The sequence below is a fragment of the Spiroplasma chinense genome (assembly GCF_008086545.1).
GTDB classification, from domain to species: domain Bacteria; phylum Bacillota_I; class Bacilli_A; order Mycoplasmatales; family Mycoplasmataceae; genus Spiroplasma_A; species Spiroplasma_A chinense.
Genome location: NZ_CP043026.1, coordinates 795,035 through 819,442 on the forward strand (window position 1 = coordinate 795,035; position 24,408 = coordinate 819,442).

At 27.0% G+C, this 24,408-nt stretch carries 19 protein-coding genes and 1 pseudogene; 2 read left to right on the forward strand and 18 right to left on the reverse strand.

The window, feature by feature from the left end:
• Positions 1 to 283 precede the first annotated feature (283 nt).
• From SCHIN_RS03620 to SCHIN_RS03650, 7 genes and pseudogenes are all read right to left on the reverse strand, one after another.
• Positions 284 to 1,120 (reverse strand): hypothetical protein, encoded by an 837-nt coding sequence (locus SCHIN_RS03620; RefSeq protein WP_166508279.1) that lies wholly within the window; start codon positions 1,118 to 1,120, stop codon positions 284 to 286.
• A gap of 100 nt (positions 1,121 to 1,220) precedes the next feature.
• Complete coding sequence (locus tag SCHIN_RS03625) at positions 1,221 to 2,075, reverse strand: hypothetical protein (protein WP_166508280.1); 855 nt, start codon at positions 2,073 to 2,075, stop codon at positions 1,221 to 1,223.
• Positions 2,076 to 2,146: 71 nt separating this feature from the next.
• Positions 2,147 to 2,515, reverse strand: a complete 369-nt coding sequence (locus SCHIN_RS03630; RefSeq protein WP_166508281.1) for a hypothetical protein — start codon at positions 2,513 to 2,515, stop codon at positions 2,147 to 2,149.
• Positions 2,516 to 3,100: 585 nt separating this feature from the next.
• Complete coding sequence (locus SCHIN_RS03635) at positions 3,101 to 3,772, reverse strand: type 1 glutamine amidotransferase domain-containing protein (RefSeq protein WP_166508282.1); 672 nt, start codon at positions 3,770 to 3,772, stop codon at positions 3,101 to 3,103.
• 14 nt (positions 3,773 to 3,786) lie between these two features.
• Positions 3,787 to 4,795: pseudogene (locus tag SCHIN_RS03640) on the reverse strand (NADP-dependent oxidoreductase).
• A 112-nt stretch (positions 4,796 to 4,907) separates the two neighbouring features.
• Positions 4,908 to 7,802, reverse strand: a complete 2,895-nt coding sequence (locus tag SCHIN_RS03645; protein ID WP_166508791.1) for a cation-translocating P-type ATPase — start codon at positions 7,800 to 7,802, stop codon at positions 4,908 to 4,910.
• Positions 7,803 to 7,929: 127 nt separating this feature from the next.
• A complete protein-coding gene (locus SCHIN_RS03650; RefSeq protein WP_166508283.1) occupies positions 7,930 to 9,003 on the reverse strand; it encodes a hypothetical protein in 1,074 nt (357 codons plus the stop codon).
• A gap of 250 nt (positions 9,004 to 9,253) precedes the next feature.
• Here SCHIN_RS03650 and SCHIN_RS03655 point away from each other — a divergent pair, with 250 nt between their 5' ends.
• Positions 9,254 to 9,655 (forward strand): hypothetical protein, encoded by a 402-nt coding sequence (locus SCHIN_RS03655; RefSeq protein ID WP_166508284.1) that lies wholly within the window; start codon positions 9,254 to 9,256, stop codon positions 9,653 to 9,655.
• A 108-nt stretch (positions 9,656 to 9,763) separates the two neighbouring features.
• On the opposite strand, the gene SCHIN_RS03660 is transcribed toward SCHIN_RS03655, so the two are convergent.
• The 10 genes from SCHIN_RS03660 to SCHIN_RS03705 form a co-directional block, all read right to left on the reverse strand.
• A complete protein-coding gene (locus tag SCHIN_RS03660; protein WP_166508285.1) occupies positions 9,764 to 10,456 on the reverse strand; it encodes a lipoprotein in 693 nt (230 codons plus the stop codon).
• 253 nt (positions 10,457 to 10,709) lie between these two features.
• Positions 10,710 to 12,362 carry a lipoprotein gene (locus SCHIN_RS03665; protein ID WP_166508286.1) on the reverse strand — a complete coding sequence of 551 codons (1,653 nt, stop codon included), beginning with the start codon at positions 12,360 to 12,362 and terminating at the stop codon, positions 10,710 to 10,712.
• A 212-nt stretch (positions 12,363 to 12,574) separates the two neighbouring features.
• Positions 12,575 to 16,057, reverse strand: coding sequence for an Ig-like domain-containing protein (locus SCHIN_RS03670; protein ID WP_166508287.1), 3,483 nt, complete (start codon positions 16,055 to 16,057; stop codon positions 12,575 to 12,577).
• A gap of 192 nt (positions 16,058 to 16,249) precedes the next feature.
• Positions 16,250 to 18,370, reverse strand: a complete 2,121-nt coding sequence (locus tag SCHIN_RS03675; protein ID WP_166508288.1) for a Vmc-like lipoprotein signal peptide domain-containing protein — start codon at positions 18,368 to 18,370, stop codon at positions 16,250 to 16,252.
• A gap of 321 nt (positions 18,371 to 18,691) precedes the next feature.
• Positions 18,692 to 19,444 carry a lipoprotein gene (locus tag SCHIN_RS03680; RefSeq protein ID WP_166508289.1) on the reverse strand — a complete coding sequence of 251 codons (753 nt, stop codon included), beginning with the start codon at positions 19,442 to 19,444 and terminating at the stop codon, positions 18,692 to 18,694.
• A 294-nt stretch (positions 19,445 to 19,738) separates the two neighbouring features.
• Positions 19,739 to 20,596 (reverse strand): HAD-IIB family hydrolase, encoded by an 858-nt coding sequence (locus SCHIN_RS03685; RefSeq protein ID WP_166508290.1) that lies wholly within the window; start codon positions 20,594 to 20,596, stop codon positions 19,739 to 19,741.
• A gap of 83 nt (positions 20,597 to 20,679) precedes the next feature.
• Positions 20,680 to 21,264: a ribosome biogenesis GTP-binding protein YihA/YsxC gene (gene yihA, locus SCHIN_RS03690; RefSeq protein ID WP_166508291.1), complete on the reverse strand. Its 585-nt coding sequence runs from the start codon at positions 21,262 to 21,264 to the stop codon at positions 20,680 to 20,682.
• A gap of 12 nt (positions 21,265 to 21,276) precedes the next feature.
• The gene (locus tag SCHIN_RS03695; RefSeq protein WP_166508292.1) at positions 21,277 to 21,612 is read right to left on the reverse strand and encodes a hypothetical protein; all 336 of its coding nucleotides are present in this window, start codon (positions 21,610 to 21,612) and stop codon (positions 21,277 to 21,279) included.
• A gap of 235 nt (positions 21,613 to 21,847) precedes the next feature.
• Complete coding sequence (locus SCHIN_RS03700) at positions 21,848 to 22,378, reverse strand: hypothetical protein (RefSeq protein ID WP_166508293.1); 531 nt, start codon at positions 22,376 to 22,378, stop codon at positions 21,848 to 21,850.
• A gap of 2 nt (positions 22,379 to 22,380) precedes the next feature.
• Positions 22,381 to 22,947 carry a hypothetical protein gene (locus SCHIN_RS03705; RefSeq protein ID WP_166508294.1) on the reverse strand — a complete coding sequence of 189 codons (567 nt, stop codon included), beginning with the start codon at positions 22,945 to 22,947 and terminating at the stop codon, positions 22,381 to 22,383.
• 170 nt (positions 22,948 to 23,117) lie between these two features.
• Here SCHIN_RS03705 and SCHIN_RS03710 point away from each other — a divergent pair, with 170 nt between their 5' ends.
• The gene (locus SCHIN_RS03710; protein WP_279535549.1) at positions 23,118 to 23,756 is read left to right on the forward strand and encodes an MBL fold metallo-hydrolase; all 639 of its coding nucleotides are present in this window, start codon (positions 23,118 to 23,120) and stop codon (positions 23,754 to 23,756) included.
• An 18-nt stretch (positions 23,757 to 23,774) separates the two neighbouring features.
• Here SCHIN_RS03710 and SCHIN_RS03715 read toward each other — a convergent pair whose 3' ends face one another.
• Positions 23,775 to 24,371 carry an NAD(P)H-dependent oxidoreductase gene (locus tag SCHIN_RS03715; protein WP_166508296.1) on the reverse strand — a complete coding sequence of 199 codons (597 nt, stop codon included), beginning with the start codon at positions 24,369 to 24,371 and terminating at the stop codon, positions 23,775 to 23,777.
• Positions 24,372 to 24,408: the final 37 nt, after the last annotated feature.

The following is a 24,408-nucleotide window of genomic DNA, read 5'->3' on the forward strand; positions in this document are numbered from 1 at the left end:
TCACTTAATTTATTAAGATTTTAAAATTATTGTACAACCTTCAAATATAAGGCATATTAGTTCACACCAACCACTAACTCTCTGAATTGTCTTGAATATTTTACTCCTTACAATATAACAAAGTAATTATACAATAAAAACTAAAAAAAATGGTATAAACCATTTCAAAAAATAACCACATAAAACAGTTGATTGTGGTATTTTTTGAATAAAACCCGACAATATTATCAACTGAATATTAATTATAAATATAAATTTTAAAATAAAGTATCTAATTTAGATATTACACTTGTAAGTAATTCAAATTAGAAATTGGAGGTGTGGTTCCTTTTTTTAGAGATATTAAAAAGTCTCTTTCTTTTTGAAGAATATTATTTTCTTCATTTAATCTTGCAAATCTAATAAAATGAATTTTTTTAGATTGATCTTGTTTTGCTATAAATTCACTTGTTTCTGCTTGAGTTATAATAACTTCACCCAATTGTCCTTTAATTCTTGTGTTTCTTTGTACATTTTCAATAATTTTATTTTCAGTTTTTAGGTTAGCTATTCTAAAAATAGCTAACATTGAGCAAACTAAAGGTACAAAGAAAAATACTGCAGTAACTGAGAAAGACATTGAAAGATATAATTGTCTAGTATACAGTAGTTCAAATTTCATTAAAAACCCAAGAGCTCCTCATTCAAATCTAATAGGCTCTCCTTGTTTTATAAAAATTATTCCATTATTGATATATCTTTTTGCATGTTCACTAGATGCCATTGAATAATAACTGATAACCATAAAACAAGTTAGACAAATAAGCATTTTAAATCAAATAATTGAGTTTTCTTTTGTTAAAACACATTTATAAGAAACTTTTTGATTATTTTTAAAATCAAAACGTTCCATAAATTCAAATAATTCAGTTAAATATAACATTACAAACAATATTACAATAGCCATACCAAGAATCATTTTTGTAAGAGTAATTGAGTGCATTAACTCACGATTATGTAAACTTCTAATTTTGAAATCAAATAAAGGTAAAATTACAAAAATTGCAACCAATATTATAAAAGTTGCATTTTTGTAGACTTCTTCTTTGACTTTTTTAATTCCAGTTTTAAATGTTTTCATGTCAATTTACCCACTTCACAAATAAGTTTATACTTTTTTGGGAAAAAAGCAAGAAAAAATCCCACTATATAACACTTATTAGTTATATAGTGGGAACATCCTATAAATTGAAGAAATCTAAAAATACATGATCATAAATTCTTTCATAATTTAACATCATATTTCCTTGAATTCTAGTTTTTTTGTTATTTGCTTTTGCTTGTAAAAGCTCATAATAATGAGCTCAAATTTCTTTGTATCTCTGTAAAATATCTTTATTCACTTGAGCAACATCTTTTGATTCTTTTCCTGTTAAGTCATCTTTGCTTAACAAAATAAAAATTCCGTTTTTAGATGTTAAATCTATGTTTTCACAAGTTAAATTTAATTGTCTATCTGCAAATGATACGTTATCAAATAGACTTTCATTTGAATAGTATTGGTCTTTTACCAAATTTATGTAATTTGAACTAACACTTACATTGTTTTGATTAATTGAGTTAAAAGCATTAATAAATGATGGAATTAAAAGCATATTCATCCCAACAGTAACTGTTGCTTTTAGTAAATTTGATTGGTCCATTAAAAAATTAGTTTCGTATTGTACAAGCACTGTTGTTGCAAGGTTAGAAGCTACAGTTCACACAATATAGCGAATTGGTGTGTAATCTATAAACCTTTGAAACTTAATTTTATTGTTATCAACTTTTAAAGAATGATTAAAGACCTTAACATATTTATAATATGTATTTATTTTAAATCAGTTTGTTATAACAAACTTAAATACTAAATAACCAGTACCAGCTAAAATTGTATAGGTCATTCACTTTTGATCTTTTTTTAACTCTACAAAAAATAACACTAAAGTAGTAAGTAATAATAATTGGTCTAAAACAAAGTATGCAAATTTTGCTGGGTTAAAGACTAATAACTTACTGATAAATTTTTTCTGACTCTTTAAAGTCTTGGTATCCATATTTCTACTCCTAATCTATAATATTTAACAAAATTATTGTAATACAAAAAAATATCTTTTCAGATATTTTTTTACACAACATTATGATTTCCATTTTTAGGTGTGTTAATTTTTTCATTTACATTTATTAGTCTGTCTATTTTGTTTGAAACTACAAAATAGAACATTCCAACATCTAAAGCTCTTTTAGCTTTAAATTTCTCTACATCATCAATTTTTTTATTAGCTCTTAAGAATATAGCTCCACATATTATTGATAATAAAAACATTAAGTCGAAAGCAGCAGCTAGAAAAACAAGACCAATTCATAATCCTCTTCAATTAGATTCAACAACTAACGCCAAAATAACTGTGATTACAAATAAAAATAAAAATAAAATTATTGATGTAACCAGTATTTTGAAAACAGACTGTTTAATAGATTTTACTTTATCTTGCATATCATTGTCTCCTATTTAAATTATTATAGCACATACTTTTTTGTAATAAAATCCTTTTTTATTGAACAATGTATACAAAAAAGGTAAAAAAAAGAGAAATAAATCTCTTAATTTCGCCTTGTCTTGAACGTATTCTTCGACTGACTACGACAGAAGCCGCTTTATACCTCCCCAAATGCTTGGTTAAATTAATAATACCATATAATTTTATTTTTTTATTGCTTATACAAAAAAAATAAAAAAAGAGAAATAAATCTCTTAATTTCGCCAGTTTTTGGACCGTATCCTCAACCAACTACGACAGAAGCCGCTTCAGACTTAGTTAATTTCTTAACTAGTTATATAGTATCATATTTTTTAAATATCTTGAGTTAATTCAATTTCTTCTTCTTGTGATTGAATTTAAAAATTTAAGAAAAACTCAAAAATGAGATAATTTTCTTTTTCTAGTTAGATTTTAGCCTATTTTCATTCCAATAAATCCAAAATACTTGAATCATAATTGTTTGTTTGAATAAAATATTATTACCTAAACTTTACATATTTGTTTTTATAAAAAACGTAATATACACACTAAATCCTACATTATTTTAAAATTTCATTTACTTTTTTAGCCAAAGCTACTGTTGAAAATGGATTTTGACCTGTTATAAAGTTTTCATCCACCACTACATTAGATTTAAAGAATCTTTTCTTTTTAAATTTAGCTCCATTTTCTTTAGCAATTTTTTGATTAAAGAATGGCACTTTTTTCTTTTTACCACTTAATATTTCTTCACTAGTTGTAAAACCTGTAATTTTTTTTCCTGTAATTATATACTTATCTTTATATTTAATATTTAAAAGACCTGCAATTCCATGACAAACACTTAAAACATATTTATTATTTTCTATCATATTAATAACAAGTTTTGCAATATCTTTGTTTTCAAAAAAATCTCACATAACACCGTGTCCACCAGTGAAATAAATTGCTTCATAGTCTTTAAAATCAACTTCGCTAATTTTTTTAGAATTTTCTAAGCCATTAATAAAGTCTATATCATTTTTTAAAATTTCAAGTGATTTTTTATTAGCCATTTTCACACTTCTTGGATCCAAATATACTTTTCCACCATTTGGTGAGGCATAATCAATAGTAAATCTATCTTTATCTAAATATTGGATAAATTCAGTTGCTTCTCCCAATCAAAGTCCTGTAGCTTCTTTAAAATTTCCATAAGTATTTACATTTGTCATTATCATTAGTATTTTCATAAATAACCTTCTCTCTACTTTATTTTTAAAACTATTTTCCCTTTTGCCCTACCTGATTCTAGGTATTCAAAAGCTTTATTTGCATCCTTAAAGTCAAAAATCTTGTCAATAACTGGTTTTATTTTTCCTTCTTCAACAAACTTTGTTATTATATCAAGTTGTTCTTTACTTGGACCCATAATTAATTGTGTATAAGTTACGTTTGTTTTTTTCTCTAATTTATCAAATTTTTTACCAACTTTTGAAAAAATTCAACATTTAAATTTACTAAAACCGTATAAATCTTTATATTGTTTTGCAAATTTTTTGTTTGGCAATGCAGTTATTGAGACAATATTTTTGTTTGGTTTTACGATATTAAAAGATTTTAATACATGTTGGGTTCCCATCATATCAAAAACTCCATCATAATCTTTTAAAACTTCTCAAAAATTTTGTTCTTTATAATTGATGATTTTGTCAGCGCCCAAACTTTTTACAAGTTCATATCCTTTATCACTAGCAGTTGTTGCTACATAAAATCCAAGCACTTTTGCCAGTTGAATCGCAAAAGTACCTACCCCTCCAGTTCCTGGATTAATTAAAACTTTGTCACCCTTATTTAATTTAAAACATCAACCATTGCTTGATAACTTGTTAAACCTATAAGCGCAAACTTGCAGCTTGTTCAAATGTTAAGTTTTTTGGCTTTAAAGCAAGTTCGTTTTCATCAATGGCTAGATATTCAGCAAAAGTACCTATTTTAGATTTTGAAGGTCTTCCATAAACTTCATCACCAACTTTAAAGTTAACTACTTTTTTTCCTACCTCTTTAACAACTCCTGAAAAATCATTTCCAAGAATTAAAGGCATTTTATACTTAAAAACTATTTTAAGAGATCCTGTTTTAATTTTGCTATCAATTGGATTTAAACTTGCTGCCATAATTTCTACCAAAACTTCATTATCTCCAATACTTGGTGTTTGAATTTCAGAAATACTTACTGGTTTTTTTGTATATTTTTTTATTACTATAGCCTTCAAAATTTTTCTCCTTTTTATAATTTAAAAAGCATACATTATATATGCTTTTTAAATTATAAATTAGTTTTTGTTTTGAGGCAAAAAAAAAAAAAAAAACGTGTTTTAACACGTTTTAATCTTCTTCAATATTTCTTGGTTTTCTATTTGCTTTTTTAATTTTTTCATCATGTTTGATAAGTTGTTCTAAAATAATTTTATTTCTTCTTCTTGGTTCTGGAAAATAATGATATCCAACAAAAACAATTCCATCTAATAATAATATTGCAACAGTTGGAGTTAATGCAATTGCAAATACAACTGGCACTAGGTATCAGTGTTCTGCATATTGTTCAACAGAAATTAAATTTAATATTTTATCATTTAACCCAGGAATAAATAACACTATCATATTTAAGAAGAAAGCTCCCATTGAAGAAATTCATAAAGGTTTATTTACAACAAGGTGTAATTTTTTAGAAGTTTTTCAATGTGAAAGTTTAATTAAGTTTGAATAGAAACATGGAGCACAAGTTATTGCCATAAACATAGTTGTTCTACCATAATCACCAATTTCAATTTTTTGTTCCATTGTTATATTTGGATCATGCCTTTTTAATAATTTTCATCAACCAAGTTCTGCTTTTTCTTGACCAACAACTTTTTCTAAGAATTGTTTATCAACAAAACTCATTCCAAAGTAGTAAGCTCCAATGGTAGCACCAGTTGTAAAGATTATAATTTTTATCATTGAGAATCAAATTCCTCTAAATAATGAATTTTTACCTTTAATAGGTTTTACCTTCATTAAAGTTTCGTCATTTGCTCCCATTCCCATTGAAAGAGCAATAATTGATTCAACAATTAAGTTCATTCATAAGATGTTTGTAGCTTCAACTGGTGAAACTGTGTTAATTGTAGAAAGAATAAAGATTGAAATTACGTTTGCCATATTTACTCCAAGAATAAATACTATAGCTCTTTTAATTTTTTGGTAAACGTTTCTTCCTTCATTTACACCTTTAATGATTGTTTCAAAGTTATCATCTGTAAGAATTACATCAGCTGCTTGTTTTGCAACATCAGTTCCAGTAATTCCCATAGCAACCCCAATATCTGCTTTTGCAAGTGAAGGGGCATCATTTACTCCATCCCCTGTCATACTTACAATGTTTCCAGATTTTTGAAGAGCTTCTACAATTCTAACTTTATGTTCTGGGTTAACACGAGCAAATACTTTTATTTGCTCGATAATTGCAAATAGTTCGTCATCATTCATAGCATCAAGCTTTTCTGAACTCATAACTTCACTTGCATCATGTGCTAAATCAAGATCTTTTGCAATTGCAAGAGCAGTTACAGCGTGATCTCCAGTAATCATAACAACTTTTACACCGGCATCATGTGCACTTTTTACAGCACTCACTGCACTATCTCTAACTGGGTCAATCATAGCAACACCACCAAGGAATGTTAAGTCGTGTTCTAAGTCATCTTTATCTTTTTCTTTATCATAATTTGTATTATAAGCAAAAGCCAATACTCTAAGAGCATTTTCTGATAAACTTTCAGAAATTGCTAATAATTGTTTTTTGTCTTCATCTGTAATTGGTCTTTCAACGTTGTCAATCATGATTTTTGAACAACATTCAAGTAAGTTATCGATTGCACCTTTTGTAAAAGTAGTGTTGACTCCGTTAATTTCATGAACTGTTGTCATCATTTTTCTTTCACTATCAAAAGGAATTTCATCAATTCTTTCTCACTTGTCACGAGCATCTTGCTCGTCATAACCAATAATTTCTGCATAATCCACAAGAGCAAGTTCTGTAGGATCTCCAATTCTTTCAGACCCTTCTGTAACTGAGTCGTTACATAGAACAAGAGATTTTAAGAATAAGTCCATATGTTTGTCATTTTTCTCTTTTGCATATGCTTTTGATTCTAAAATGCTATTGTCCATAATCATTTTTTTAACTGTCATTTTATTTTGAGTTAAAGTTCCAGTTTTATCAGTACAAATAACATTTACACTACCAAGAGTTTCAACTGCTTGAAGTTTTTTGACAATAACATTTTCTTTAGCCATTCTTTTTGTACTAAAGCTTAATGTAATTGAAATAATTGCAGCTAAACATTCAGGAATTACCCCAATCGCTAAAGTAATTGCAACCATTAAGTAGTTTGCTCAAGCACCTTTATTCCCCGAGAAGAATAAAGTAACAAAGATTAAAATACCAATTGCAAAACTTAGCAATGCAATTTGCATTGTAAATTTAGCCATTTTTTTCTCTAAAGGAGTACTTTCCTCGTCGTTTTCATTAATTGAAGTTGCAATTTTCCCAATTTCTGTGTCAACACCTGTTTTAATAACAACACCAATTGCACGTCCACCAGTTGTGAAAGTAGACATAAATGCAACGTTTTTCATTTCCGCTAAAATAGTTGTTTGTTTAGTTAATGGTTCATCAGTTTTTTCAACTGGAACAGATTCTCCAGTTAAAATTGATTCATCAATCATTAAATCGCTTGCTTCAATGATTCTAAGTTCTGCTGGAACATATTTTCCAGCTTCTAAAACAACTACATCTCCAACTACAAGTTCTGATGCATCTATTTCTTGTTGCATATCATTTCTAATAACAACAGCTTTTGGTTTTGACAAACTTTTTAAAGCATCCATTGATTTACGTGCTTTCATAGTTTGTACGGTTTCAAGAATTGAGTCAATTAACACAATAGTCATAATAACTATAAAGTCAATAAATTCTTCTAGGTGAACCTGTCAATTGTTTGTGATCATTGGTGCAATTACACTAATTACAGCAGCTACCATCAAAATAATTTGAATTGGTTCTATTAAAGTTTTTAAAAATATAATATATCAAGGTGTTACTTTACCTTGAGGTAATTCATTTTTCCCATATTTTTGTCTGTGTTCTTCAACCTGTTCGGTCGTCAAACCTTCTTCAAGGTTTGTTTCCAGACTAGATTCAAGTTCTTTTTCGTTTTTCGACAAATATTCGTCCATGTTCTTAGTCATTTCCTTTTCCTATTTTTATAGAAAAATTATATCAAATATAAGTTGTCTTTTTTATAAAAATACAAAAAAATTACAACAATATAGTTGCAATTTACAAATATTGTTGTAATAAAAATTAATTAGTAACAGTTATCACTAAAGCTCTATAAGCTAAATTCTTTGGTAATATTACAAGTTTTTTTATAAAATGTGCTGAATCATCATTAAATTCAAAGTTTAATCTAAATTCTGTTTCTGTAACTCATTCAGGTCTTATGTAATTACTTTTAATATTTTCAATAACAAATTCATCTTCTTTTAAACCTGAAAATAAAATACTTGCATTACCCTTTCCTTTTATTTCAAATTTTTTCTTAGGATTATTACTTATACCAATTTCCTTGGCATTTTCACTTAATTCTTCTACTAATTTATGACTTAACATATATTCAGTTTTATATTCCATATTTATAAGTATTTCAACTCAACCTATATAATTTTCTGTTTCTTCAATAATTGTTATTTTTCTCAGTTGAGTAAAAACTAAATTATTTTTTCCTAAAAATACTATTTCATCATCTTTTTCTTTAATGTCTAGTTCATAAAGTTCTTTTTCACCATCAATTAAATCTGATATTTCATATCCACCACTATCTTGATATAAAAACTTTAAATTAGCTAAGTTTTTATATCCAGATACTTTTAGGTGTATTGGATCTATTGTGTTTTTTAAAGTTAAAATCCCATCATTTAAATTAACACTATTTGCAATTAAATCAAAAGAACTTAGATTAAAATTAATTGTTATATCTTCATTCAACATAAAAGATTCATCTCATACATAAACATTATTTACCAATTTTGTAATTTTAATACTAATATGAGCTTTCTTTTTATTAATTTTTTCAAAGTTTTTACTTAAATTAAAACTTATAAAAAGATCATCTTCTTTTAAAACATTATAATCACTTTTATCATCATATACATTTATTTTAGGATCATAATCATTTTTAAGTTGTTCAAATTTACTCAGAACTTCTTTATCATTTTGAAAATCATTAATAGATTCTAATCCTTTTGAAATATGTTCATATAATTTATAATAGTCATCATTTATTTTACTTACTTCCATTGTTTGACAAGAAATTAAAGTTGATGTTGTAAAGAAACTGAAGTTAATACTTGTTAATAAACATAATATTTTTTTCATTTTATTCCCTCCAAATGAATTAAATAATTATAAGTTGATAAACAATAATTAATACATATTTGTAATTATTAATATGTAACACAGTTACATATTAATAATATTACTTTTCTAATAAAATGCAATAAATTCTAAAATAAATAACATTGTCAAAATATTTTCTAAAAATTATTTTCAAATTTGTATTTTTATGTAAAAAACACTAGTTTTTTTATTATAAAAAGAGTTAAATATTCTTATAGGAGATTTTATTATGCTAAAAACACAAATAGAAATAGTTATAAACACATTCAAAGACCAAGTAACAGCACTTGCAAAAGAATTATTAGTACAAACTAATAATCAAGCTTCAGATAAAAAATTCAATTCTCTTACAAATAAAGCATTAATTGCTTTTTGAAGAGCAATTGAAATATTTCCAGATAACGAAGATATAAATGTAACTCTTATAGCTACAAAAGTTGCTTCAGATATTGAAAAAGGAAGCATGAAAAATCAAATAAACAACTTTACAAGAACTCATGATGAGGGTGTAAAACAATTAATGATGGATGAAATATGTCAAACAGAAATATTAAGAGCTTTAAATGGTTACTTTTTAACAGGAAATGTAGACCAAAAGATCTTGGCTTATGTTTTACAACATATCCACTAGTATTTAATACAGTCGTTTAAAACGACTTTTTTTATTGCAAATTTAGACAAAAAAATACTTACTCGAAAGTAAGTATTTTTAGTTTTGAATAATTATATTTGAATATAATTAAGCAATTGATCAAGTAAATGTTACAGTACCTGAAACTAATGTGCTAGCTTCAACAGCTTTAACAACGATAGTTCCTTTTACTTCAGGTTTTGCTTCTACTCCTTCTGATGCATCAACAGCAGCTTCTGCTTTAACGAATCCGTCAAAAGTAACATCAGTTGTTTCAACTACAGTGATTTCTAATTTTGCATTAATTTTTGCAATTGCAGCAGCTTTTGCAGCAGCTTCATCCATATCACCAGCAGCTAACACTAAGTCATCTCCTGTGATTGTTGCTAAATCTTTTTTAGCTTCTGGAGCTGGAGTTGTTGCAGATTTTGCAACTGTTACTTCAAAAGTAGCAACTACTGCGTCGTTATATTTGAAAGTAATTGTTTCTTTAACTTCAGCTGCTCTAACAGCATCTTTATCTTTTAATTCAAATTTAACATTACCTTTTAAAACATCTTTTGAGAATGTTGGTGAAGTTACATTTAAAATTGAAGTTGTTGATGAAGATGATGCTTCACCTGTAGTTTTTCCTTCAACGAAAGCTGAAATTGTTACTTCACTTTCTTGTGCATCTCCTGCAGCGTTGATACTAATTTTTGTTGCTTTAGTGGTGTCTTTATCTCCTCCACAAGCAACTACTACACTACCTGTTGAAGCAACTAATCCCATTGCTCCTAAAATTCCTAATAGTTTTTTCATATTTTTGTTTACCTTTCCTAAAATAATCTTTAATTTTTGTGAATTATCTTCCCGACAATCACTCTTTAATTATACCTAATAAGCATTCATTTTCAACTTTTGAGTGTGTCTAATACCCCATAAACACTACCTCGGAAAAGAATTTTAAACTTTTTATTTTTTTTAAAAAAAATGTCAAAAAAACACACATTTTAGGCATAAAACGTGTGTTTTATAGTGATTTTTTTCTAACCTTTATTGATTAAAAAAGCAATTATTCACCTTTTGGTTCAACTGTTACTTTAAATTCTTTAGAGACACTTCCATAATTTAAAGTAATTGTTACTTCACCTTCTGCTACCCCAGTAACTTTAACAGTATCTCCATCAACTGTTACTGTTGCTAAAGATTCATCTTTAGAAGTTGCTTGTAAATTTGTTCCACCAACTTTGTTTTCAATTGAAACTGCTACATCAATAGTTTCTTCAACTTTAACTGTTTGGTCTGAAACATCTGCAATTGTTGGATCTTTTGGTGTTACTTGTACATCAAAAGAAACTTCAGTTGCTCCATCATATTTAAGTGTAATTTTAACACTACCAGCTTTTTCACCAGTTACAGTTACAACATCTCCATTAACTGAAGTTGTTGCAATTGATTCATCTAATGAAGTTGCTGTTAACGTTTTTCCTTCAACTTTGTTTGTGATTGAAACATTAACATTTACACTTTCACCAGCTTTAACTGTTTGATTTGATACATTTCCAATAATTGGATCTGCTGCTGATACTGTAATTTTAAAAGTAACATCTTGTGCATCAGTATATTTAACTGTTACAACACTTTCACCTGCTTTTACACCAGTATAGTTAATAGTTGTCCCTGAAACCGAAACTGTGGCAACTTCTGTTGATGCAGAAGTTGCACTTAAAGTTCCATTTCCACCGTTATTAATTGTTACATTTACAGAACCATTTGCTCCAGCTTTAACTGTTTGGTCATCAATTTTTGCAATAGATGCAACTGGTGTTACTTCTACTTCAAATGTAACACTTTCAGCTCCTGTGTAACTTAAAGTAATTGTAGCAGTTCCTGCTTTAATTCCTTTAAAAGTTACTTTTTTACCATCAACTGAAACTGTTGCAATAGTTGTATCACTTGAGTCTGCTTTTAAAGTTTCTGTTGTTTCATGGTTAACAGTTACGTTTACTGAACCTTCTTTACCTTCAACAACAGTTTGTTTTCCAGGTGCTGTAATTTCAGGAGATACTGCTTCTTCTTGAATTGTAACTATAATTACAAAATCAGTTGCTCCTTCATATTTTAAAGTAATATCAACTGTTGCTGCTTCTTTTCCTACACTTTTAATTGTTACTTTATCTTCTCCTACTGTAACTGTTGCAACATCTGGATTAGCACTAGTTGCAGTTAAAACAGTATTTGGTTTTGGATTTTCAATTGAGTATGCAACATCAACTGAGTTTCCAGTTTGAACTGTTGCTGTTTTGTTTGCAGTAATACTTGGTGTAACAATTGTAATAGCTTGAGTAAATGTTGCTTCATCTCCTCAAACAAATTTTGATGAATCACTAGAATCAGCTTTTGATTCTTTATAAGTAATTTTCAAACTTGTATTATTAGTTTCTAATTCTGCTTTAACAAATAAAACTTGTTTTACAGCTGTTGGGCTTTCATCTCCAACAAAGATTCCTTTATCATGATCTGCTTTAACATCGCTGTTTATTGCTGTTAATGCTAAATCCCCACTTAAGTATCCTTTTTCAGCAATTTCTTTCACTTTAGCTTTTAAATTATCTAAAAACGAAACACTGCTTTTATCAGGAGCTTTATCTCCACAGGCAACAACAGTTGCACTAGTGGTGGCTACCAATCCTGTAGCAGCCAATAATGACAATAATTTTTTCATAAATTCCCTTTCGTTAGTCGTGACTAATTGGAGGCAAGAAAAACTTTTCTTAAATTAGTTATTATAAATTTTGTATTTTTCCTTTATACACTCATATCTTGACCTCTCACTAACATTGTATTACAAAAAAAAAAAAAAAATGCTATTAATTTTAGAAAAAATGAAAAAAAATCCGAAAAAGTGCCTTATTTTGCATCTTTTTAAGGATTTAATTATTCTGCAGTTTTAATTGCTCCATTTAAGTCAAATGTAGCATTATCGATAGTATAATTTTGATCATCAATTGTGATAGTTATAACTACATCAGTTTCACTACCTTCTTTTAAAGTAGCTTCAAGTTTTGTAACTCCTTCAAAATTTTTAACCAATTCTGCTAAAGCATCATTTACTTCTTGTAAAGATGCTTTATCTTTAATATTTAAAATATCTTCATTTTCAGAAATTGAAGTAACTTTAATTTCTGTTTTAACAACCTCTTTTTCAATAGCGTTTGTTATTGTAAAGGTATTTTCTTGACTTCCAAGAGTATAGCCTGATTCAAGTTCAATTGTAATTAAAACATCAGTATCATTATTTTTAATTGCAGATGCAGTAATTGATTTAACTCCTTCAATTGAAATGTCTTTAAGTTTTTCATTTACTTCTGCTAAATCTTTTAAGTTACTAATTACTTTAAACTGAGAATCAGATTTGATATCATTCATGTCTAACTCAACATCTTTTTTAGCAATAGCGTTTATTATTGTAAAAGTATTTTCTTGACTTCCAAGAGTATAGCCTGATTCAAGTTCAATTGTAATTAAAACATCAGTATCATTATTTTTAATTGCAGATGCAGTAATTGATTTAACTCCTTCAATTGAAATGTCTTTAAGTTTTTCATTTACTTCTGCTAAATCTTTTAAGTTACTAATTGCTTCAAATTGAGAATCATCTTTGATATCATTCATGTCTAACTCAACATCTTTTTTAGCAATAGCGCTTGTTATTGTAAAGTTAGTTTCATCAATTGAATAATTTTCTTCTAAGCTAATTTCAACTTTTACATCAGTATCGTTTATTGTAGAAGCTTTTAATGAAGAAACTCCAGTGATCTTTATTTTTCCTAAAGCTTCATTTACAGCGTTTAAATCAGAAAGATTTTGTATTTTTTTGACATCCTCATTATTAATTATGTCATTGACTTCAAGTTTAATTATTTCTGGTTCTTTTTCTTTAACTGTTACTTTGAAAGTAACTTCATCAGCACCAGGATAACTTAAAGTAATTGTAGTTTCTCCAGCTGCTTTTGCACTTATTGTAATTTTTGAGTCAGTTACACTTACTGTTGCAATTTCTTCATCACTTGAACTTGCACTTAATTTTCCATCAGTTGTAGCATTTGCAATTGCAACTGTTATTGTTTTATCATCATCACCAACTGTTAAAGTTTGATCATCAGGAGAAGTGATCACTGGTTTTTCAACAGGTTTTTCTTCTTCTTTAACTGTTACTTTAAAAGTGACATTATCTGCATCAGGATAACTTAAAGTAATTGTAGCTGTTCCAGCTGCTTTTGCACTTATTGTGATTTTTGAATCAGTTACACTTACTGTTGCAATTTCTTTATCACTTGAACTTGCACTTAATTTACCATCAGTTGTAGCATTTGCAATTGCAACTGTTATTGTTTTATCATCATCACCAACTGTTAAAGTTTGGTCATCAGGAGAAGTGATCACAGGTTTTTCAACAGGTTTTTCTTCTTCTTTAACTGTTACTTTGAAAGTGACATTATCTGCATCAGGATAACTTAAAGTGATAGTAGCTGTTCCAGCTGCTTTTGCACTTATTGTAATTTTTGAGTCAGTTACACTTACTGTTGCAATTTCTTCATCACTTGAACTTGCACTTAATTTTCCATCAGTTGTAGCATTTGCAACTGCAACTGTTATTGTTTTGTCATCATCACCAACCGTTAAAGTTTGGTCATCAGGAGAAGTGATCACAGGTTTTTCAACAGGTATTTCTTCTTCTTTAACTGTTACTTTAAAAGTGACGTTATCTGCATCAGGATAAGTTAAAGTGATAGTAGCTGTTCCAGCTGCTTTTGCACTTATTGTAATTTTTGAGTCAGTTACACTTACTGTTGCAATTTCTTCATCACTTGAACTTGCACTTAATTTTCCATCAGTTGTAGCATTTGCAATTGCAACTGTTATTGTTTTATCATCATCACCAACTGTTAAAGTTTGGTCATCAGGAGAAGTGATCACAGGTTTTTCAACAGGTTTTTCTTCTTCTTTAACTGTTACTTTGAAAGTGACATTATCTGCATCAGGATAACTTAAAGTAATTGTAGCTTCTCCTTTACCTACAGCATGGATTGAAACTTTATTTGTTTCTTTATCAACAGATACTGTTGCAATATCATTGCTGCTTGAACTTGCTTTTAATTCACCTTCACTTGTTGGGTTTTCTATTTCTATTGCAATAACTTTTTCTTCATCACCAACTGTTAAAGTTTGGTCGCTTGGTATTGCAATAACTGGTTTTTCAACAGGTTTATCATTTACAGTTACATTAAAAGTAACATTTGTAGCACCAGGGTAACTTAAAGTAATAACTGCAGTTCCACTTGATTTTGCATTTAATAAAAGTTTAGTTCCATCAACACTTACTTGTACAACATTTTCTTTATCAGAAGATGCTGTTAAAGTTCCATTATCTTGGTTAGTGATTGTAATATCTACAAATTTATTATCACCTACTGTTAAAGTTTGGTCATTTGGTTTTGTAATTACAGGTTTTGGTTTTTCATTAACTGTTACTTTGAAAGAAACATTTTCAGCTCCAGTATAACTTAAAGTAATTGTTGCTTCTCCAGCTGCTTTTGCAGTTAATGAAACTTTTGATCCTTCAACTTTTACTTCAATAACATTTGTTTTATCAGATTCTGCAGTTAAAGTTCCATTATCTTGGTTTGCAATTGAAACATCTACAGATTTACTTTCACCAACTGTTAAAGTTTGGTCACTTGGTTTTGTAATTACAGGTTTTGGTTTTTCATTTACAGTAACTATAAATGTGAAGTCTTCTGCATTTTCGTATTTTAAAGTAACTGCAGAACTTCCTACACCTATTGCTTTAATAGTTAATTTATTATCTTTTAATGAAGCGCTTATAAAATTGTTGTTGCTTACAACAACTTGTAATTCAACACCATCAATTGGATTTGTAACTTTTACATCAATTGTTTTTTCTTGTCCTATAATTAAAGTTTGATTTGCAATTTCTTGAATTACTGGTCTTGTTATTTTAATAGTTCTGTCATAACTTTGTTCTGGTCCCCAAATTATATTTGAAAGGTTTCCACTTTCATTAATTGATTCACTGTAAGTTACAACAACTTTAGTTTTTTGTGCATTTAAATCTACACTTCTAAATAAAGTTTGGTCAATATCAGTAGGTTTTGGTATAACACCATTTTCAATAACAAACAATCCATTTTCAGGATCTGCTTTAATTGATTCTTTAACAGCTTCTAAAGCAGCTTCTGGTGTTGCAAATCCTTTATTTACAACTTTGTCAATGTTATCATCCATAATTTCTTTTCCCAAGTTCGGAATTGGTGAAGCATCCAAACATGCAACAGCAAGCCCACTAGTTGTTGCACTAAGCGATATTACAGACAATATGCTTAATAATTTTTTCATTTATATATCCCCTTTTAATATTTAATAGATTAGTATTGTGATTTATAAAAAATACGTTTTATACGTTTAATTGTTAATATAGCAATATAGATAATTACTTTATTTTTACCTAAAAATATTATAAAGTAAAAAAAGTCAATTTAACACTTAAAAATTTATGCTAAAGAGACTTTTATTAAACTATTAAATTTATTATTTTACTGTAACTGTAAAAGTTACATCATCTGCAAATTCATATTTTAAAGTAATTGTTGAAGTTCCCTCTTTAAGAGCAATTATTGTTAAATCATCTCCTTTAAGATTTACTTCAATAATGTCTTTGTTTTCGTTTTCAAACTCTAATTGAGCTTTTGAATGATTAAACACTTTTGTTTTTATAGTAACTTGTTTGTCAACTTCTAATTCAAAATCATCAATCTCTTGAATTATTGGTTTATCTACTGTTGCTATAAAACTAATTTCTGGTGCATCACCATAATTTACAAAAATCTTTGTTTTACCAGGTTTTAATCCTTTTAAAGAAATTTCTTTACCTTGTACCAAAACTTCTACTATATCTTCATTTTCACTTTTAGCAGTTATATAACTTCCATTCTCATACTCTAATTCAACAATTATTTTTGAAATAGAGTCTACATTTAAAAGTTGATTTTCTATAGGTTTGATTACAGGTTTTTCTACATATACTTCAAATACAACAGATTGTGCATTTTTGTAAGATATTTTTACAGAAGTTGAACCAAACGCTAAACCTTTAATTGCCAATTTGTTTCCATTTCTTATAATTGAAATTAAATTTTCATCAAATTCTTTAACTTCAAAATTATTGTCATTTGCATTTTCAATTATAACTTCAATATTTGCACTGTGATTAATAGCCATTCTTTGATCTTCTATTGGTTTTATAACTGGTTTGTAAACTGTAACTTTAAAAGTAATTGATTTAGCATTTTTGTAAGTTACAGTTACATTAGTTTCGCCATCCATCAAACCTGTGATTATTAACTTGTTATTATTTAAATTAATTTTTATTATTTTGTTATCATAACCTTCAACACCAATTAAGTCTTCAGTTGCATTTGAAATATTTGCTTGCACTTCAATTGTTTGGTCAATATTTAATGTTTGGTCTTGTATTGGTTGAATAATTGGTTCTTCTAAAATCTCTACTTTAAAAGTTACACTTTGTGCAAAAGAATATTGAACAGTAATTGTAGCTGTTCCCAATTCTAAAGCATCAATCTTTAAAACCTTGTCTGTTAGGGAAATATTTGCAAGATCTTGTTCATTTATATTTGCACTTAATTCACCATCAATTTCTGATTCTAAATTAATATTTACTTCACTTGAAAAACCTCTTAATATACTTATATCTTTAATTGCTCCAATTGTTGGAACTTTTACAACATTCATTTTAAATTCTAAATCTTCAGCACCACTGTAAGTAAGTTTAATGTTTGCAGAACCAACTTTGTTTGTTTTAAGTTTTAAAATATATCTTCCTTTTGAAGCTGTGATTGGAGTTAATGTTGTAGTTAAAACACTTGTATCTGACGAACTTACATATAAAGTTGCAAGTGTTGGATTATTCACAACAACTTCAAATTCCTCTTCAAAACCAACAACTGTTTTATTTTTTAATTTATCAACCTTAATAAAAGGAGGAAATACATCATCTTTAACTTCAACATTAAACACTCTATCTTGTGCTCCTGTTGCTTTTAGAGTAATAGAAGTTGTACCTTTTTTTAAACCAGTTATTGTTAGCTTATTATTTTCTAAAGTTAAATCTATTAAATCTGTGTCTTTTGCAATTGCTTGAATATTGTCATCAATTGCATCGCTAACTTTTAAGTTTACTTCAATTTCATGCCCCACTTCTAAAATTAAATCACTTACCACTTCAATAACTGGTTTTTTTAATTTTATTGATTGAGTAAAGTTGTTTTCTTTACCCCAAACAAAAGTTGAAGGATCTGCAATGTTAATTTCAGAAATTTTATACACAATTGTCACAGAATTATTGTTTTCATTTGCAAAAGCATCACTAAATAAAACTTGGTGAATTTTTGTTGGTTGTTCATTACCAACAAAAACCCCATTTTCACTGTTTGAAGCAATTTTTGATTTAATAACTTCAATAGCGTGTTCTGGCGAACTAAAACTTTCTGAAGCAATATCAGAAACCATATCCTTTAAATTATTTACATGTGTTTCAACTTCATTTACAACAGGTTCTCCACAAGCCACAACACTTGTTGTAACAGAAGAAGTAAGTGAAATTGTTGCCAATAATCCCATAAGTTTTTTCATAATTTTGCCCCCATAAACATTGATTATTATTGATATTTTCTTGGTTGATATAAATAAATATAAATATATTATAAATTATTTTGCCCAATATTGAAATAGCAAAATCAAACATAAAAAAACTATGCTTAGTTTTTAATAAAAAATCATTTATTTAAAACTAAGCATAGAAAATTCATTTAATTTTACACTACTAATTTTATTTACTTAAAAGTTAATGTTATGTACTTGTGAATTTATATTTTTAATAAATTCTTCAGCCTTTTTTTCTTTTTCGTGTGTACTGGTTGTTTAAGTAGAAGAACTATTTTTTGTATAAACTTTCTAATCTACAGTTCCATTATAAGATACTGTAAATACATATTCTGAAACAAGCTCTTTTCATTCAAAATTGTTTAATAATAAGTTATCTGTTGCAAATGATTCAGACAATTTATAAACAATCGTAAATACGTTTCCTTCAAGAGTGATATTTTGTAAATGTGGAACAATTTGTCCAATACCAGTGGGACTTGTGTTTGTAGATAAAAATATTCCTTTTTCATGATTTTCAAGTAATTTACCCAAAACACTTCGAATTTCATCTTCATCACCATATTTTTTATTATCGGCATCTAATAAAATTTCTGTTTCTTTTATAAAATTTTCAGCTCCAGCATAATAAAAATTTTTTATTTTAATTCTTACTTGAATTAATTTTTCTTCTTTTGCTCATTTAAAAACTGAAGCATCTTCTGTTGAAGCAACTGATTCAAAGTAATATATTGAAATAGTGTTCATATCTTTTGCTTCTGCCCTACTGAATGCTACTTGTTCTAAACCAGTTGGAGCTTTTATGTTATTTTCAAAAACACCATCAGCAACAGATTCTTCAATTCTGATATGGGTGACTGCTTCATTTGTTGAATAAAAATCAATACCATCGGCTGTTAATTGATCCTCTAATTGTTTTTTTAGTGCTTCAAATGGAGTAGTTTTTTGAGGTTTTGGATTACTGGTTAATTCACAAGCTATTGTTGTTGTGCTTGATGAAATAACAAATGTAAAACTTCCTAAAATAATTAATAATTTTTTCATAATAATTCCCTTCAAATTCTACATACTAATTTCAAATCTTCTAAATAAGATTTGAAATTAGTATCTTAATAATAAACTATTTTTAAAAAATAAAGTTAAAACAGAAAAAAACATTTTAAACATAATGTTTTTTGTAGTAATTATCATTTACAAAATGTAACTCTCTGAATTTCCCTTTATTTTTTATGCTATTCAACTTTTTATATTTTTTGTTAATTAACATTACTCTTATTATAGACAAAAAATGACACATAAAAAAGCAATAAAATTATCAAAAATTTTATTGCTTTTAATTTAATTAAATTCTTGGATTAATTCATTTAATTTAATCCCTACACCATCTTTATCAAAATCTAATATAACTTCTTTTGCAAGTTTTTTTATACCTTCAATAGCATTTCCTACAGCATAGCTGTTTTTGTATTCTTTAAACATAGGATAATCATTAAATTCATCTCCAAAGATATAAACGTTGTTTTTATCTTCTATTTCTAAGAATTTTCTTAATTGGTCAAGACCTCAATCTTTTCCACTACCTTTTTTATAGAATTCTAAAACTATTCTGTTTGCATACATAAATTCAAGTACTTCAATGTCTAAATCTTTAAGTAGATTTAATACAAATTGTTTGTATTGTTCATCACTACATTCAACATAGATTGAAGGCATTTCATTTACTTTTTCTTTAATGTTCTTGTAAAGTTCTTCTTGGTTTTCATAGACATTAAAGATTACATCTTTACTGTCTAATAAGTTAAATTTAGTGTTTTCAAATAAACGACAATTAACTGAATCTTTAGTTAAATACGCATCAAAATCACCTAGTAAATCATATCCGATTCCACCTTCTCTTAAAATTTCGATAATTTTAAAGATCTCATCTTTTGAAAAATGATTTTTTGCAATGTATTTTTTAGTTTTTGGGTCAATTACACTAATTCCATTAGTTGTAATTACTGGAAGTGTAACTTTTAAGTTATTTACATGTTCTTCTGCTAGAAAATAATTTCTACCAGTAACAACTGTAAAAGCATTATTTGTTTTATCCATAAAATTTTGAATAAGTTCTAAGTTTGTTTTACTTATTTTATTGTTCCTATCAACAATAGTTCCATCTAAATCTGTTGCAGCTATCTTTTTATATTCACTCATTTTCTTACCTCACAAGATTATTATATTTAAAAATAGCTTTATATAAAGAAATTTTTAAATAAAAAAAATGAGATGTGATCTCATTACTTTATAAATTCTTCAATTAATCCAAAAACTTTTTCAAAGTTTTCCTTATTTGTTGAACTGATTGATATAAATAAATCATCTTTATCCATACCTAAAGTCTGTTTAATTAATTTTTCATTTTTTACAATATCATTTCTTTTACATTTATCACGTTTTGTAGCAATTATTAATACTCGAATATTAAATCCTTTAAAGAAGTTATACATTTCAACATCATCATTTGTTGGTTTATGACGTAAATCAACAAGTTGAACTACACCTTTTAAGTTATCTCTTTCTGTTAAGTATTCTTCCATCATTTCTGCAAAACCTTGTTTCATATCAAAACTAACTCTTGCATATCCATAACCTGGAGCATCAACTATTCTGTATTGACCATTGTTAATTTCAAAGAAATTTAACAATCTAGTTTTTCCTGGTGTTGAACTTGTTTTTGCAAGTTTGTTTTGATTTGTAAGAGCATTAATAAATGTTGATTTTCCTACATTACTTCTTCCAACAAAACAAATTTCAGACATATCATCTGAAATTCAATCTTTCTTAGCTGCTGCTGATTTTATAAATTTAGCTTGTTTTATCATATTATTCTTTTTCTATTTCAACTGTTTTCTTTGAATTCTTTCATAAGGTTTGATTAATTTTTCAAACTCCTTATCAAGATTTTTTAAAGGATCTTGACCTTTTTTAGGATCTATTAATACAACATCATAATAATACTCGTTTAATCTTTTTACAAAACGTTCTTGCTTTTCTATTTCTTCTTCAGTAATTGGATTATCAATACTGTCTAATCTATATTTCTTTTTAAGAGACTCTAAAAGAGCTTCTTCCATTTCTAAATAAGCAAAAAAGTCTTGTTTTTTTATTTTTTTTAAGTTTTTATGAGAAAAAAGTTTCTTTTCTTCTTTGTTTAAAAAACGTTCAAGCATAATAATCTCTCCCTTTTGTCTTTAACCTTATTATAGTGTAAAGTGTTAAAAAAGAAAAATTATTATGCAAATAAAAACCTAGTAAATATGGTGATTTTACTTAAAAATAAATTTAATTGTCAATTCCACTTTTAGTTTGTGTTAAATATAGTGTTATTTCCTAACACTTTACACAACAATAACCAAAAACCCTGGAATTAAAACAAAGAAAAAGTAGCAAAATTTACTACCTTTTCTAATTATCTTTCTCTAGGAATCAATCTTTTAAGCTTCAGTGATACTTAATATAGTAAACTTCATTTCTACCCTCAGATAAGTAGTTTATGATCAATACATTCCTTCTTAAAGTGTTATTAAAGCCTACGATTTGGCTTTTTGCAATTTTAGTTCCATCAACAAAATAATAAATATCATTTTGTTGAACAACTATCATAGATTTATAGTATTTTTCACCAACTAAAATAACAATTAAGATATAACCAACATATACTAAATAAACTATATTAAATGCAAGTGTAATTTCTTTTGCACTTTCTTCGTTTAAAGTTAATGAATAAATTCCAAGTCCTAAACTTGAACAAAATAATAGTGGAGTTAAACAAAATACTATTATATAAAATCAAATATATGAAGTTTTGTTTTTAAAAATTCTTTGGTTTTCAAGTTTTTTAAGTTTAAATAACTTAATAGTCATAAAAATTACAGCACTTAAAAATAAAGCTGAACAAAAACTTATTAAGATTATTCCTGTTATTACTTTTGACATAATTAATTCTCCTCTTTTCTATTAATAAGTTTTTTGTAAGCAACAATAAGTTCTGCACTATTGTTTGCTATTAAAAATCTTTGATTTTTAACTATTATTTCGCAACCATCAATTCATGAATTGATGTAAAAAAATACATAAGGAACAATTGAAATGTTTTCAATGTTTTCTTTTAAATATTTATCTTTAAACTCTAATAAAACGTGTTTATTTGTTAAATAAACATTAGCAGTTGTAAGTTCCAGTTTTTTAGCTTTAAAATAGTTCTTATAATCTTTATTTGCTTCAATTGCTTCAAAACTACCTTTTTTTCTTTTTACAGAAAAATAAACTTGTTGGTTTTGTGCAAAGTAATGACAAACTTCACCCTCTTTTAATTGATGGTGGATCTCTACATTAACTAAATTATAACCATTTTGTAATTCTTCTATTTGTTTCTTATAAGATTCTTTTAACTGTTTATAACCAACAAGCTTATTTTGATAAGCCAAAGCTAAAAGTCCTGAAATTATTAAAGAAATTAATCAAATAGAACAAATAATTGTAACTGCCAAATCTCTTGAGTTCATATTTAAAACCTACTTCTTTTCTAAAATTAATTTTATATAAAAAACTATAAAATTAATTAAATTATCACTATTTTTTGTTAAAAAATAGTGAAATAATATATTTGATATTAAATTAGAGAGTTGGAAGAAACATAGAATTAAAAACCATTAAAACAAAAGAACCTTTAGAAATTAATTCATATATCATTTATGATAATCAAACCAAAAAAGCCATAATAATAGATTTAGCTCTAAGTGTTGAAAAAATCAATGATTTTTTAAACGCTAAGGATTTAGAAGTAACTGATGTATTTTTTACACACAAGCATTTTGATCACACAAAAGGTTTGGAACAATTAAAAAACGCAACAAGTGCAAGAATTTGAATTGGTCTTGATGATAAAGATGGACTATTTGACATGAACAAAAACGGTAGTTTTAGACATGAACAATATCGTTGACAAATGCCTCAAGATTTTAATTTACACCTATTTTATATAGAAAAAGATAAAAACAATGAAATATCATTGTTTGATGGTAAATTTACTTTAAAAGCATTTTATACACAAGGGCATACAAGTGGATCTGTATTATATTATGCTCAAGATGAAAGATTATTATTTGTTGGTGACACTGCTTTTATCGATAAAATTGGATTTAGAGATACTCCAAATTCAGGATATGACGAACAAAAATATGACAATGCTTTAAAATTCATTTGAAATAACTTTGATAAATCTACAAGAGTTTATCCAGGTCATTGAAAAGAAGGTTTTGAGTTAAAAGAATTAGAAAATAACATTGAGTTTATGAATGTTATAAATAAATAAAGAAAAAGTTAGCTATAGCTAACTTTTTATTGTGTCTTCAATTGCTCTTTGTTTAATGCTTTCTAAAAATCTTTTTCTATCTTCTTCTTTTGATTCAATTAAATCGGTGTAATGATAGAACTTAATATTAAATAATCCTATTTTCTCTAAAGAAATTTCAACCACTTCATCTTTTTGATAAAGATCAAAACCTTTATCAGATAAAGTTTTTTCACCTAAAGAGGTTTGAATTAATACTGTTTTTTCAATGTTTAACATTGGTTTGAAATATAGTTTTCCATCCCCAGTACTAATAGCTGTTCCAACAAATACTCTTTCAAAGAAACCTGAAAGAATTGCTGGCATATTAAAGTGTGATAATGGATATACTATTACAAGTCTGTGAGTATCATTTAAAAGTGTGTTATACATACTTTTCACATCTTCTTCAACTAATTCACCATATCCAAATTTTTGATATTCTTTTTCTGTTATTACAGGATTAAAACCCATTTTATATAAATCTCAAATTTCATATTCTTCACCAACTTGGTCAAAACCTTCACATATCGATTTGACAATTGCGTGGTTAAAACTATCTACTTTTGGATTTGCCAATACAATAATTGTTTTCATCTTTCACCTCGTATAAAAAAATGTAAAATTTATTACC